Annotated in this window: 12 protein-coding genes; 1 reads left to right on the forward strand and 11 read right to left on the reverse strand. The window is 62.2% G+C overall.

All coding sequences use genetic code 11. The annotated features are described in order from the left end of the window. Positions 1 to 109: 109 nt before the first annotated feature. On the forward strand, positions 110 to 625 hold the full coding sequence (locus JWR51_RS07310) for a response regulator (protein ID WP_299745699.1): 516 nt from the start codon (positions 110 to 112) through the stop codon (positions 623 to 625). Here JWR51_RS07310 and JWR51_RS07315 read toward each other — a convergent pair. From JWR51_RS07315 to JWR51_RS07365, 11 genes are all read right to left on the reverse strand, one after another. Further along, positions 622 to 1,641: an oligopeptide/dipeptide ABC transporter ATP-binding protein gene (locus JWR51_RS07315; RefSeq protein ID WP_299745702.1), complete on the reverse strand. Its 1,020-nt coding sequence runs from the start codon at positions 1,639 to 1,641 to the stop codon at positions 622 to 624. The genes JWR51_RS07310 and JWR51_RS07315 overlap by 4 nt on opposite strands. Beyond that, positions 1,641 to 2,624 (reverse strand): ABC transporter ATP-binding protein, encoded by a 984-nt coding sequence (locus JWR51_RS07320; RefSeq protein ID WP_299745705.1) that lies wholly within the window; start codon positions 2,622 to 2,624, stop codon positions 1,641 to 1,643. Before JWR51_RS07320 ends, JWR51_RS07315 begins: the two co-directional genes overlap by 1 nt. Positions 2,625 to 2,627: 3 nt before the next feature. Then, positions 2,628 to 3,545 carry an ABC transporter permease subunit gene (locus JWR51_RS07325; RefSeq protein WP_299745708.1) on the reverse strand — a complete coding sequence of 306 codons (918 nt, stop codon included), beginning with the start codon at positions 3,543 to 3,545 and terminating at the stop codon, positions 2,628 to 2,630. Continuing rightward, positions 3,545 to 4,468: an ABC transporter permease subunit gene (locus JWR51_RS07330; protein ID WP_299745711.1), complete on the reverse strand. Its 924-nt coding sequence runs from the start codon at positions 4,466 to 4,468 to the stop codon at positions 3,545 to 3,547. Before JWR51_RS07330 ends, JWR51_RS07325 begins: the two co-directional genes overlap by 1 nt. Before the next feature lie 91 nt (positions 4,469 to 4,559). Next, the gene (locus JWR51_RS07335) at positions 4,560 to 6,122 is read right to left on the reverse strand and encodes a peptide ABC transporter substrate-binding protein (RefSeq protein WP_299745801.1); all 1,563 of its coding nucleotides are present in this window, start codon (positions 6,120 to 6,122) and stop codon (positions 4,560 to 4,562) included. Between the two features lie 236 nt (positions 6,123 to 6,358). Continuing rightward, positions 6,359 to 6,634 carry a type II toxin-antitoxin system RelE/ParE family toxin gene (locus JWR51_RS07340; RefSeq protein WP_299745714.1) on the reverse strand — a complete coding sequence of 92 codons (276 nt, stop codon included), beginning with the start codon at positions 6,632 to 6,634 and terminating at the stop codon, positions 6,359 to 6,361. Next, the gene (locus JWR51_RS07345; protein ID WP_299745717.1) at positions 6,634 to 6,819 is read right to left on the reverse strand and encodes an antitoxin; all 186 of its coding nucleotides are present in this window, start codon (positions 6,817 to 6,819) and stop codon (positions 6,634 to 6,636) included. Before JWR51_RS07345 ends, JWR51_RS07340 begins: the two co-directional genes overlap by 1 nt. A gap of 42 nt (positions 6,820 to 6,861) precedes the next feature. Continuing rightward, a complete protein-coding gene (locus JWR51_RS07350) occupies positions 6,862 to 7,032 on the reverse strand; it encodes a hypothetical protein (RefSeq protein ID WP_299745719.1) in 171 nt (56 codons plus the stop codon). After that, entirely contained in the window at positions 7,029 to 8,312 is a 1,284-nt protein-coding gene (locus tag JWR51_RS07355) for an acetyl-CoA C-acetyltransferase (RefSeq protein ID WP_299745722.1), read from the reverse strand. Before JWR51_RS07355 ends, JWR51_RS07350 begins: the two co-directional genes overlap by 4 nt. Before the next feature lies 1 nt (position 8,313). Then, positions 8,314 to 10,275: a 3-hydroxyacyl-CoA dehydrogenase NAD-binding domain-containing protein gene (locus JWR51_RS07360; protein ID WP_299745725.1), complete on the reverse strand. Its 1,962-nt coding sequence runs from the start codon at positions 10,273 to 10,275 to the stop codon at positions 8,314 to 8,316. A 123-nt stretch (positions 10,276 to 10,398) separates the two neighbouring features. Continuing rightward, complete coding sequence (locus tag JWR51_RS07365; RefSeq protein ID WP_299745728.1) at positions 10,399 to 12,870, reverse strand: acyl-CoA dehydrogenase; 2,472 nt, start codon at positions 12,868 to 12,870, stop codon at positions 10,399 to 10,401. Positions 12,871 to 13,319: the final 449 nt, after the last annotated feature.

Below are 13,319 nucleotides of genomic sequence, written 5' to 3' on the forward strand. Positions count from 1 at the left end.
CTCGACAAGTAGGGGTTTGGGGCACCGCCAAGCTCGCCATTAACCCCATGGATAGAATGCTAAGCTATTGTCCTGGAACCTAAATTAACCCAACGGTCGGCAACTCGTCATGGCACAAGTGTCCATTCCCAAGCATGGCGTGCTGATCGCCGACCCCAGTGCGAACATGGTTTCCCTGATCGGCGGCATGCTGCGCGGCATCGGCCGGCGTGATTACCGCGAAGCCAATGACGCCCAGACCGCCATGGACGAACTCACCAACCGGCAATTTGACGTTCTCGTCATCGATGACGGGTTGGATGGGCTCGACGGCGTCGAACTGGTCCGCCAGTTGCGCGCCTCTGTCGACAGCCCCAACCGCTACCTGCCCGTCGTCATGATCTCCGCCGCGCCCGACGCCAGGCGCATTGCCAAAGCCCGCGACGCCGGCGTCACCGAATTCCTGCGCAAGCCCTTTGCCGCCGCCCACCTGCAGGCGCGACTAGTCTCGATCGAGGCCAATCCTCGCGGCTTTATCAAGGCCGAGGCCTATAAGGGCCCCGACCGGCGTCGCAAGACCATCGATATCGGCGATAGGGATCGGCGCGACGAGGCCCCGCTGATCCTGACTCCCAAGGCGAGCTAGACGCCGAGCACGGCGTCTTCGGGCACCCCGATCTCGCGCCAGCGAATACACGCCACCAGCCGGCCGTTCTCGATGGTTTCCAGCGGCGGCCGCACTTCGGCGCAGCGCGGTTTGGCGAAGCGGCAGCGCGTCCTGAACGTGCAGCCCGAGGGCGGATTAATGGGCGAGGGAATTTCGCCCTTCAGCCCGTCGATATTGCGTTGTCGCGCCAATTTCGGATCTGGGATGGGTACCGCCGTCAGCAGCGCCCGCGTATAGGGGTGGCGCGGTTCTTCATAAATCTCGTCGCCCGTCGCCAGCTCGACAATGCGCCCCAGATACAGCACCAGAATGCGGTCCGACACATGCCGCACCACGCTCAGATTGTGCGAGATGAAGATCAGCGTCAGCCCGAACTCGTCCTTGAGTTCGCTGAGCAGGTTGAGGATCTGCGCCTGGATCGATACGTCGAGCGCCGAGACCGGCTCGTCGCAGACGATCAGCTTGGGCTCCGTGATCAGTGCCCGCGCAATGCCGATGCGCTGCGCCTGCCCACCCGAGAACTCGTGCGGATAGCGGTTGATCATCTCGGGCAGGAGGCCGACGGCCTCCATGGTTTTGAGCACGCGCGCCCGCCGCTCGTCCTTGTTCAATTCCGGGCGCAAAGTACGCAGCGGATCGGCGATGATCTCGCCCACCGTCATGCGTGGATTGAGCGAGGCCAGCGGGTCCTGGAAGATGATCTGCAGGTCCGCTCGATGCTTGCGCATCTCCTCGGCCGGCAGCTTGGTCAGGTCCTGCCCCAGCCACAGCACCTGGCCTTCATCGGGCGCCAGCAATTGCAGGATGCAGCGGCCCAATGTGGACTTGCCGCAGCCGCTCTCGCCCACAATGCCCAGCGTCTCACCCTTGCGGATGGTGAAATTGATATCGGCCAGCGCGGTCAGCACCAGCGGCCGCGAAAGCAGCCCGCCCGAAATCGAGAACGTCTTCTTGAGATCGCGGATTTCCAGCAGGTTGATCGGAGTCTGGTCCATCAGGCGACCTTTCCATAGGCCATCGGGCCTTCGTAGAAACACGCCTTTTCACGGCCGCTACCCGCATCGGTCAGCGGCGGTCGCTCAATGAGGCACCGATCGAACGCGAAGGCGCAGCGCGGATTGAACGAGCAGCCCTTGGGCAGGTGTTCAAGGCTCGGTGGCAGGCCCTGGATCGGGTCGAGCCGCGCCGCCCGCTTGGCGATGTGCGGCGTCGAATGCAGCAGCCCCAGCGTATAGGGATGGCGCGGATCGTAGAACAGATCATCCACGCCCCCCTTCTCCACGGCGCGCCCGCCATACATCACCATCATCCGGTCGGCGACGCCTGCGACGACGCCCAGGTCATGGGTGATCAGCACCAGCGAGGTACCGAAATCGTCAGTCAGCGTTTTGAACAGGTCGAGCATCTGCGCCTGCACCGTCACGTCCAACGCCGTAGTCGGCTCGTCGGCGATCAGGATTTTGGGCTGGCACAGCAGCGCCATGGCGATCATCACGCGCTGACGCATGCCGCCCGAGAGCTGATGCGGATAGGCATTGGCGCGCTTGGCCGGCTCCGGGATACCGACCCGTTCCAGCATTTCGATTGCCGTGTTGGTGGCTTTGGCCTTGTCGAAGCCGCGATGCTTGACCAGCACTTCGCTGAGCTGGGTTTTGATCTTGAGGCTTGGATTGAGCGACGTCATTGGATCCTGGAAGATCATCGCGATGTCCTTGCCGCGATAGCGATCCAGCTGGTCCGTCGCCATCCCGATCAGGTTGACGTCTCCCATCATCGCACGGCCGCCGGTGCGCCCATTGCGCGCCAGCAAGCCCATGATGGCGAGGAAGGCCTGGCTTTTGCCCGAACCGCTTTCACCCACCACGGCAAGGGTTTCGCCCTCTGCCAGGTCGAAATTCATCTCGCGCACGGCGTGCACTTCGCTGTTGTGCAGCGCGAAGGTTACCGACATGTTTTGTACGGAAAGTACCTGTTTCATCGCTCAACGATCCTTTGGATCGAGGGCATCGCGCAGGCCGTCCCCGATATAGGAAAAACACACCAGCATCAGCACGAGAAACAGTGCCGGACCGAACAGCATCCAGGGCAGTGCCTCGGCCACCGGGGCGCCGAAGGAAATCAGCGTACCCAGCGACGTCTGCGGCTCCTGCACACCCAGGCCGAGATAGCTGAGGAAGCTCTCGGTCAGGATGATCTCGGGCACCGTCAGGGTGGCGTAGATCACCACGGGGCCGGTCAGGTTCGGAACGATATGCCGGAAGATGATGGCGAACGGCTTGGCGCCGCCGGCCCGTGCCGCCTCGATGAACTCGCGTTCCTTGAGCGACAGCGTCTGCCCCCGCACGATGCGCGCCATGGTTAGCCATTCGAGGCACCCGATGCCCACGAAGAGCAGCACCGGCGAACGCCCGAAAATCACGACGAGGATGATGACGAAGAGGATGTACGGGAGCGCGTACATGATATCGACGAAGCGCATCATGGCGGCATCGATGCGGCCACCGAAGTAACCCGCGATGGCCCCATAGGCGATGCCGATGACCACCGACACCACCGTGGCGACGCCCGCCACCGTCAGCGACATTTGAGTGCCTTGCAGAATGCGCGCCGCCATGTCGCGGCCGTTCTGATCGGTGCCCAGGAAATGGCCCTTTGAAAAATCAGGCGGCTTGCGGATCGAGGTCCAGTCGATCTTGTCATAGGGCCAGGGCAGGAAATACGGCCCAAAGATCGCGATCAAGATCACCGCAGCCAAGAGGAAAATCGAGACCAATGCCGCCTTGTTGGCGAACAGCCGGCGCAACGCATCCTGGGTCAGCGAGCGCCCCTTGGGCGCTTCGCGTTCCAGCGCGTCGGCATAGGCCGTCAGGGTTGTGTCTTTGCCCGTAATCCCGGCCATCAGTTCAACCTCACTTTGGGATCAAGCCAGGCATAGAGCACGTCCACGATGAGATTGAGCGCCAGGATGATGAAGACGTAGAGAATGGTCGTGCCCAGCACGAGGCCGTAGTCACGGTTGAGTGCGGCGGTGATGAAATACTTCCCGATCCCCGGTAGCGCGAAAATCTGCTCCACCACCAGCGAGCCCGTGAGCAGATAGCTCAGCCCCGGCCCGAGATAGCTCACGACCGGCAGCAGCGCCGGCTTGATTGCGTGTCGGGTCAGGATCAGCGCCGCGCCCAACCCCTTGGAGCGAGCGGTGCGAATATAATTGGTACCCAGCACCTCGATCATCGAGCCACGCACCAGCCGCGCTACGCGCGCACCATGCGGCATGGCCAGGATGAGGATGGGCATGACGAGATTGATATAGCTGCCCGCGCGATAGCCACCCACCGGCAGCCAGCCGAGATAGACCCCGAAAATCAGCTGCGCCAGGTTGGCCATCAGGAAATTGGGAATGATCAGCGGGATCAGCACCACAAAAACCAGCAGGTAGTCCGGCCACCTATTCTGGTTCACCGCCGCCAGCGCCCCGGCGACAAGGCCGGCGATCGTGCCGACGATGAATGCGGTAAATCCCAGCATCAAGGTGAATGGCAAGCCGATCGACAGCAGCCGCGACACGGTGAAATCTTCCATCACCATGGACGGCCCAAAGTCGCCACGCAGCACGCCGCCGACATAGAGGAAGAACTGCGTCAGGATCGGCTGATCCAGATTGTAATGCGCGCGCAGGTTCTTGAGCACATTGACCGGCAGCGCGCGCTCGCCGTCGAACGGGCCGCCCGGCGCCAGGCGCAGGATGAAGAAACACACCGTAATGGTGAGGAAAACTATCGGGATCGCCGACAGAACGCGACGAAACGCGTAGGAAATCATGGGGTGACCTTTCCCGTCATACGGCCGCCAGCAGCCGGAGGGAACAAGGCTGGATCGCGTGCGTCCACACGCGATCCAGCGGTTTGCAGGACTATTCCGACTTGGTCATCCAGCGGACGCGATTGATGTCCTTGGCGTTGGCCTCGAAGCCCGTGATCTTGGGCGAGACAACGTTCTTGGACACGTACCAATAGATCGGAATGGCGGCGAAATCGTCCATCGCCAGCGCTTCGGCCTGGTGCATCAGGCCGGCGCGCTTGACCAGATCGAGTTCGCTCGACGCCTGGGTCATCAGCTCATCATACTTGGGGTTGGAATAACGGCCATAGTTATTGCCCCAATTGACGGTGCCATCGGTGCCGGTCACGCCGGTCTTGAGCAGGTCGAGCGTGTTGCTGGCGTCATTGTAGTCGAGCAGCCAGCCGGCACGGCCGATCTGGAAGTCGCCGGCATTGAGCGCGTCGTAGTGCACGGCGGTCTCGGCATTGAACAGTTCGACCTCGACGCCGATCTGCTTCCACATATCGGAGATGGCGACGGCGATGCGCTGGTGGTTGTCATTGGTATTGTAGCGCAGCTGCAGCTTGAGCGGGTTTTCCGGAGTGTAGCCGGCTTCGGCCATCAGCGCCTTGGCTTCTTCTACGCGCTGCTCGTAGGGTTCGGTCGACCATGCTGGCGCGTAGGCGGCGCCATCGTAGTTGCCGGTGCCGGGCGGCACCCAGCCATAGGCCGGCAGTTCGCCGGTACCCAGAACGTCGGGCCCGATCACGTCACGCAGCACGGAGATCGACAGCGCCTTGCGGATGTTGACGTTGTCCAGCGGCGGCTTGGACTGGTTCATCACGTAGTAGTAGACGCCCAGGAACGGCTCGACACGGGCCTGACCCGGATACTGGTCCTTGAGCAGCTGATACTGGTCGGATGGGAAGTCGGTCAGGATATCGAGTTCGCCGGCGCGGTAACGGTTCAGCGCTGCGGTCAGATCCTGAGTGTTTTCGAACATGATCTCGTCGATCTTGAGATCAGCCGCACCGTAATAGGTGTCCGACTTGACGGCCTTGACGTAGGAGCCGGGGACCCATTCGGTGATGTTGTAGGGGCCGTTGCCGACGATATTGCCGGGCTGCGTCCACTGGTCACCAAACTTCTCGATGATGTCCTTGCGGATCGGATAAGCGGTGTAATGGGTCAGGGCCTGGAGAAAATAGGGGGTCGAGGCTTCGAGCGTGATCTCGAGGGTCTTGTCGTCGATGGCCTTGACGCCGAGCTGGCTGAAATCGGTGATTTCGCCGGCCGCGATCTTGGTTGAATTCTTGATCGGGAACTGCAGATAGGCGTATTCGGCAGCCGTTGCGGGATCGAACAGGCGCTGGAAGGCATCGACGAAATTCTGCGCCGTCACGTCCACGCCATCGCTCCACTTGGCATCGGCGCGTAGCTTGAAGGTATAGACGGTGCCGTCATCCGAAATCGTCCAGGACTCGGCCTGGCCGGGGATCGGATCGGCATGAATGTCTTCGGCAACGAGGCCTTCGAGATATTCACCAACGATGCGATTTTCCCAATCGCCGGAAACCTTATGCGGGTCCAGCGAGCCAGGCTCGCCACCATTGCCTAGGTTGAGGGTAACGGCCGATGCCGCCCCAACCATCATCAGCGCCAAGGCGCCTGCGGTCGCGACCGCTTTGAAAACCTGGGTGAACTTCATGCTCGTGCCATCTCCTGTGGACTATTCCTGATGCTATTATGTGCTCCAGACTCTGCGGCCCGGATGCCCTCGTCTATGCCAGCGGATTTGACCCGCCGGTCAAGAAGATTGGACGGTATCCTGCCTTTTCGTCCACTGACAAGTAAAACCTTGACCTAAACGTCAACTGCTCAAGGATTTTTTCAGGGGTATTCCCGGCGGGCGTGCAGGACGGAGACGATCCGTACGTCAGCGGCTCGAACCTGATAAATGACGATATAGTTTGGGTGAGCGATAAGCTCTCGCATGCCGTCCTCACGGCCGGGGCGCCCGATGTAGGGGTGGCGCGATAGCGGCAATATGGCGTCTTCGATGCGATCATGGAGCTTAATGGATGCTCGCTTATCGAACTGCGCTATGTAGCCGATGATGTTGTCGAATTCATCCAGTGCCTGCGCACCCCAGACAATTGGGAGCATTAGGCTGACTTTTTCGCGCTATCCCGAATGGTCTTGCGAATACGCGCCATTGCCTCGTCATGTGGCACATCTGGGCGTTTGTCGGCTAGCGCCGCCTGCACCTTGGCCCGGAACCACTTGTCGTAGCTGTCGGCCTGTTCCTGGGTTTCAAACTCGGAAATGATCGGATCGAGCTTCTTGGTCATTGCGGACCTCCTGCCTTTAGCTTGGCACGATGGGATGCGCTGTCAAGCGGGCGGGCCGCCACCTATGCCCAATTGCTGCCAGGCCGTGATCGCGACCGCCGCCGCGATCAGCACAACCCAAGGCAGCCAGCCCGGCATTTTGGGCGGCACCTTGTTCGGCTGCTTTTCCGGCTTCTTCTCAATGCGCCGGAATTTGACGACGTTATCGTTCATGCAGCCTTCTCCACCAGCGCAGTCACACCTTGCCCGCCGGCGGTACATACTGAAATCAAGGCGCGCTTGCCAGCACCCGTCGCCAGCAGCTTGGCCGTCAGCCCGAGAATACGCGCCCCGGTCGCGGCAAAAGGATGGCCATAGGCCAGGCTCGAGCCCTTCACGTTGATCTTGGTTGGATCGATGGTGCCCATAACCTGGTCGCGCCCGAGCACATCCTTGCAATATTGCGGATCGTTCCAGGCCGCCAGCGTGCAAAGCACTTGGGCGGCGAAGGCCTCGTGCAGTTCGAAATAGTCGATATCATCAAAGCTCAATTGCGCCCGCGCCAGTAATTCGGACACCGCGATAGTCGGCGCCATCAGCAGCCCTTCGCCATGAGCGAAGTCATTGCCGGCGACGCGGCCCATGGTGAGATAGGCCAGCACCGGCAGGCCGCGCGCCTTGGCCCAGTCTTCGCTGGCCAGCAGCACCGAGGAGGCTCCATCGGTCAGCGGCGTCGAGTTCGCGGCGGTCAGCGTGCCGCGGCCCGAGGTCTTGTCGAAGGCGGGCTTCATCGTCGCCATTTTGTCCAGCGTCGTGTCGGCCCGCACATTGTTGTCACGCACGAGGCCGGCGCATTGCACCAGCAGGTCGTCGTGGAAGCCCTCGTCATAGGCCTTGGCGGCGTTCTGGTGGCTGCGATAAGCCAACTCGTCCTGCGCCTGGCGGGTAATTCCCCATTGCCGCGCCATCAGCTCGCAGTGCTGGCCCATCGACATGCCAGTGCGCGGCTCGTTGACCGAGGGCGCCACCGGCGTCAGTTCGCCGAACGAAAAGCCCTTGAAGGTCTTGAACTTCTCGCCCGTACTGCGCGCACGCGACAGTTCGATCATCCGGTGCTGGAATTTCGTGCCGAACACGATCGGACTGTCGCTGACCGTATCGGAGCCGGCGGCGATGCCGCTGTCGATCTCACCCGAGGCAATCTTGGCGCCGAGCACCAATGCCGCTTGCAGGCTCGTGCCGCACGCGATCTGGATCGTCGTTCCCGGCGTGCGCGGCGATAGCCCGGCGTCGAGGCTCGCCTCGCGCGCAATATTGAAATCGCGGCTATGGCCGATGACGGCGCCCGCCATCACCTCGTCGATTTTTTCACCCCTGAGACCATATTTGTCCGCCAGCCCGCCCAGCACCGTGGATAGCATCGAGAGGTTGGTCTCATCTTGATAGGCGGTATGGCCGCGCGCAAAGGGAATGCGGGCCGAGCCGACAATGGCAACTCTGCGAAGTTCGGTCATTTCAAGCTTTCCCCTCTTGGCGCGCGCGCATCGGCCCGCCGAGGAACGGCGCAAAGCCCGTCCCCATGATCACCCCGATATCGGCGAGGTCGGCACTGGCGACGACGCCCTCGGACACAACCGTCTCGGTCATGTCGATCAGCGGCTTCACCAGTTCGCGCCCAAGCGCCGCCAGGTCACGCCCCTCCGGCACCGGTCCCTTGACCGCCTTGCCATCGACCCATTTGTAAAAGCCCTCTCCGCTCTTGCGGCCGAGCTTGCCGGCCGCCAGCAGATCGGCGAATTGCGTATTGTCGCCCACCGGATGGCCGAGTTCCTTGGCCACCGACTTGCCGACGTCGAGGCCAACTGTATCCATCAGCTCGATCGGCCCCATCGGCATGCCGAAAGCGACCGCTGCCGCATCGAGCAATTCCTTGCTTTCGCCGCGCTCGACCCGCTCGACCGCAGCCAGCATATAGGGCATCAGCACACGGTTCACCAGGAACCCCGGCGCGGACTTCACCACGACTGGGCTCTTGCCGATGGCCAGCGCGAAGGCCGCGCCCTTGCCGATTTCTGCATCGGTGTTGAAGGCCGAGCGAATGACCTCGACCAGGGGCAATTGCGCCACCGGATTGAAGAAGTGCAGCCCGATCAGCCGCGCCGGATCTTTCAGCTTTTCAGCGATCCGCTCCAGTTCGATCGATGAGGTATTGGTGGCGAGGATCGCGCCCGGCTTGAGCTTGTCTTCCAGCCCGCCGAAGATGGCCTGCTTGACCTCGAGCTTTTCCACCACCGCCTCGATGATCACATCGGCCCGGCTGACGCCCTTGCCGGTGGGATCGGCTTCGAGCCGCATCACCGCCGCATCGATTTCGTATTTCTTGCGCAGCCGCTTCTTGAACAGCGCCTTGCCGCGATCCAGCGCCGGCTTGATGCGCTCCATGTCGAGGTCCTGCAGCGTCACGCTCATGCCGCGCAACGCGCACCAGGCCGCAATATCGCCGCCCATCACGCCCGCACCGATCACATGCACCCGCGCGAACTTGGCGCCCTTGAGGCCCTGCTTCTTGAGGCTTTCGGACAGGAAGAACACCCGGCGCAGATTGGCTGCCGTATCGGTGCCCATCAGTGGCACGAAAGGCTCGATCTCGCCCCGGCTCATCGCCTGCCAGTCATTGCCGTGCTTTTCGAACAGGTCGATCAACGCGTAGGGCGCCGGATAATGTTCCTTGCGGGCCTTCTTGGCGACCTCGTCGCGCATCTTGCTGGCGGCATAGCCACGCAACGGCCCCATGCCCATGATGCGCTTGGTGAAGCCGGCAACACCCGACTTGCGCTTCTGCGCAACCGCCTTGCGGGCTTCCCAGCCCAGCATATCGCGATGCCGCACCAGCTTGTCGACCAGCCCCATGCCGCGCGCCGCGCCGGCCTTGAGCATGCGCCCGGTCAGCATGATGCCCATGGCGTCGACCGGCCCGGCCTGACGGATCGAACGGCCGGTGCCGCCGAAACCCGGAAAAATGCCGAGGCCGACTTCGGGGAAGCCGATCCGTGTCTTGTCGTCATTGACGGCGATGCGATAGTGGCAGGCCAGCGCCAGTTCCAATCCGCCCCCGAGGCAGAAGCCGTGGATGCCGGCGATCATCGGAATTTTTAGGTTCTCGATCCGCTGGAACAGCGCATGTGTGCGTTTCAGCGCCTCCGGCAGCACCGAAAAGTCGCTCATCGCATCGAACTCTGACACGTCCGCGCCGGCGATGAACCCACTGTCCTTGCCGGACAGCAGAATGACGCCGGTCAATTCCTTGGAGCTCGCCAGTTCCTCGAACTGCGCCACCAGGCCCTCAAGCTCGGTGATCGCCTCGCGGCTCAGCGTATTGACCGGGGCGCCGGGCGTATTGATGGTCAGCCAGCCGAGCTGCTCCACATCGATTGCGAAGTGCCAGTGCTTGGTCTGCGTCACCTTAGGCTGAAACATCTTTGCTCCTCGGTCATCCCGCCACGCCCTCGTGGTTCGAGGGTCGCTTCGCTCCCGCCTCACCATGAGGACTACTGGAAGCGCGATCTCACGCGAGCCTCGAACCACGAGGGCGTGACACGCCTATTCCGCCGCTGCCTTGTGCCCGTGCTCGGCCGCCAACGCACCCGGATCGAAATCATCCACCTTCACCACCCGGTCGGTCGCTTCATCCGCCGCCCGCATGATGCCGGCTTCATTGTCGTTGAGCACGCCGGCCGCCACGGCGTCAGCGATGGCATCGCGATCCAGCCGCCGCTCGATCACGCCCTTGCGGGCCGCCTTGGCGAACTTGGCTTCGATCTCCTCGGCCTCGGTGACCTTGATCAGCGCGTCTTCGAGCACGCCGGTCACGTCATTGGGGTCCATCGACACATAGGTGCCGGTGGTCAGGCGGTCGCGGAAAGCGCCGGGGCGCAGCACGGCGCGCACGAACCGATAATTGATGCGATCAGTCGCCGGCTTGGCATGGCGCCCGAGCGGGAAGCACAGGAACCGCATCATATTGGCCATCACGCCATTGGGGAAGTTGGCGAAAATCTCGCCAAAGCTCTTTTCCATCTTGGCGACGAGGTCGGCCATGATCGCATCGACGACGATCTTGTCCTCGGCGATGCGGCCTTCCTCGTCGTACCGCTTGAGAGTGGCCGACATCATGTAGAGATCGCCCAGGATATCGGCCATGCGGCCCGAAATCATCTGCTTGCGCTTGAGCGCGCCGCCCAGGAACACGGTGGTCCAATCGGCCACCAGCGCGAAGGCCTGGCTGTAGCGGTGCAGTTGGCGATACCAATGCGCCATCTCGCCGTCGTTCGGCGTCGAAGCGAAGGCGCCGCCCGAAATACCGTGCAGGAAGCTGGCGGCGATATTGCGCAGCATGAAGCTGGTATGGCCGCCAAACGCCTTGTCGAAATCGTCCAGCCCGGCCTTCTTGTCGGGGTTCTGTACCGACTCGATTTCCCGATAGAGGAATGGATGCGCCCGAAGCACACCCTGCGCGAAGGTCATCAGCGTGCGCGTCAAAATATTGGCGCCCTCCACCGTGATCGCTACGGGCGTCGCCATATAGGCGCCGAACAGATAATTAGTCGGCCCATCCTGGATCGCCCGTCCACCGTGGATGTCGAAGGCGTCGTTGAGGCTTTCGCGCATGGCTTCGGTGGCGCGGTATTTCAGCAGCGCCGAAATCACCGCCGGGCGTTGGCCTTCGTCGACCATCGATGCCGTCAGCCGCCGCGCCGCTTCATAGGTGTAGGAGTTCTTGACCATCCGAGCCATCGGCTCGGCGACGCCTTCCATGATGCCGACCGGAATGCCGAACTGGCGGCGCACCCGTGCATAGGCCGAGCTGACGCGCAGGCTCTGCTTGATCGAGATCGAGCCGATCGCCGGAAGCGAAATGGCGCGGCCGGTCGACAGGCACTCCATTAGCATGCGCCAGCCCTGCCCGGCATAGTCAGTGCCGCCGATCAGGAAATCCATCGGGATGAAGACGTCAGTGCCCTTGGTCGGCCCGTTCATGAAGGCCTGCCGCGCCGGATAATGCCGGCGGCCGATTTCCACGCCCGGATGGGTCGAGGGCACCAAGGCCAGCGTGATGCCGACCTTCTCGCCCTTGCCGAGCAGATTATCCGGATCGTGCATGATGAAGGCGAGGCCCACCAAAGTCGCCACCGGCGCCAATGTGATGTAGCGCTTGTCCCAGCTCAGCTTCACGCCGAGCACTTCCTTGCCCTCGTACATGCCCTTGGTGACAATGCCGATATCGCGCATGCCGCCCGCATCCGAGCCCGAATGCACGCCGGTCAGCGCAAAACACGGTACTTCCAGGCCCTTGGCCAGCCGGTGCAGGTATTTGGCTTTCTGCTCTGCCGTGCCGTATTTTTCCAGCAATTCGCCGGGCCCGAGCGAGTTGGGCACCATCACGGTGATGCCGGCTGCGACCGAGCGGCTCGACACTTTCGAGACGATCATCGACTGCGCCTGGGCGGTGAAGCCCAGCCCGCCATGCTCCTTGCCGATCAGCATGCCGAGGAAGCCGTTTTCCTTGAGGAACTGCCACACTTCCGGCGACAGGTCGCTGCGGTTATGCCGCGTATCCCAGTCGTCGATCATCTTGCAGACGACATTGACCGGGCCATCAAGGAACGCCTGCTCCTCGGCGCTCAGCGTCAATGGACGGATCGAAGTTAGCTTGGTCCAGTCGGGACGGCCGGAAAACAGTTCGGCATCCCAGCCAACCGTGCCGGCATCCAGCGCTTCCTGTTCGGTCCGGCTGACACGTGGCAAGATGGACTTGACCATGCCGTAGACCGGCTTGGTGACCGCCACCTTGCGGATAGCTTCGACCGACAGCAGCAGCAGAATAATGGCCGGCAGCAGCACCAGGATCAGCCCGCCAATATCGGTCGCGAAAATCGCGCCCGCGCCGGTAAAGTCCACCCGCGTCAGCAGCCCGATGACCAGCGCCGCCACGCCCCATTGCCACAGCGGCGATTGGCGCACTGCCAGAACTGCAGCCACGACCAGACTGATCACGATAAGCGCTAGTGTCATGTCGTCCCCTCCTCAGCGCCGCATCCGTTGCCCCGGATGACGTCGCATTCCCCAAACCCAGGCGAAGAGCCGACTGTCGCCAGCATATTCACGCAAGGCCGCGCTCATCATAGCGCGCCGTCTCTTAACGATTGACCGACAGTTTAGTACAATTGACGTTTACGTCAACCATTTGCCGATTAGGTTAGGGTTTGCGGCGATTTTACTGGAACATAGTGCCACGCCCTCGTGGTTCGAGGCTCGCAAAGAGCTCGCACCTCACCATGAGGGCTGATGGGACTCTGTGCCGTTTCAGTAGTCCTCATGGTGAGGTGGGAGCGCAGCGACCCTCGAACCACGAGGCGTGGCACAATCCCCCCGTCAAAAGCTCGGGCACCTGTTTGACGCTAACGTAAAGCCGTGGGATACTTGACCCAACTCGATCCGCGCCAAAGCGGACGCCGGCAGCG

This window comes from Devosia sp., from assembly GCF_028290625.1.
Classification (GTDB): domain Bacteria; phylum Pseudomonadota; class Alphaproteobacteria; order Rhizobiales; family Devosiaceae; genus Devosia.

Bases quoted from the DNA above. Each gene is read 5' to 3' on its own strand.
- JWR51_RS07310 (WP_299745699.1), top strand. From the start codon at position 110: ATGGCACAAGTGTCCATTCCCAAGCATGGCGTGCTGATCGCCGACCCC.
- JWR51_RS07315 (WP_299745702.1), bottom strand. From the start codon at position 1,641: ATGGACCAGACTCCGATCAACCTGCTGGAAATCCGCGATCTCAAGAAG.
- JWR51_RS07320 (WP_299745705.1), bottom strand. From the start codon at position 2,624: ATGAAACAGGTACTTTCCGTACAAAACATGTCGGTAACCTTCGCGCTG.
- JWR51_RS07325 (WP_299745708.1), bottom strand. From the start codon at position 3,545: ATGGCCGGGATTACGGGCAAAGACACAACCCTGACGGCCTATGCCGAC.
- JWR51_RS07330 (WP_299745711.1), bottom strand. From the start codon at position 4,468: ATGATTTCCTACGCGTTTCGTCGCGTTCTGTCGGCGATCCCGATAGTT.
- JWR51_RS07335 (WP_299745801.1), bottom strand. From the start codon at position 6,122: ATGATGGTTGGGGCGGCATCGGCCGTTACCCTCAACCTAGGCAATGGT.
- JWR51_RS07340 (WP_299745714.1), bottom strand. From the start codon at position 6,634: ATGCTCCCAATTGTCTGGGGTGCGCAGGCACTGGATGAATTCGACAAC.
- JWR51_RS07345 (WP_299745717.1), bottom strand. From the start codon at position 6,819: ATGACCAAGAAGCTCGATCCGATCATTTCCGAGTTTGAAACCCAGGAA.
- JWR51_RS07350 (WP_299745719.1), bottom strand. From the start codon at position 7,032: ATGAACGATAACGTCGTCAAATTCCGGCGCATTGAGAAGAAGCCGGAA.
- JWR51_RS07355 (WP_299745722.1), bottom strand. From the start codon at position 8,312: ATGACCGAACTTCGCAGAGTTGCCATTGTCGGCTCGGCCCGCATTCCC.
- JWR51_RS07360 (WP_299745725.1), bottom strand. From the start codon at position 10,275: ATGTTTCAGCCTAAGGTGACGCAGACCAAGCACTGGCACTTCGCAATC.
- JWR51_RS07365 (WP_299745728.1), bottom strand. From the start codon at position 12,870: ATGACACTAGCGCTTATCGTGATCAGTCTGGTCGTGGCTGCAGTTCTG.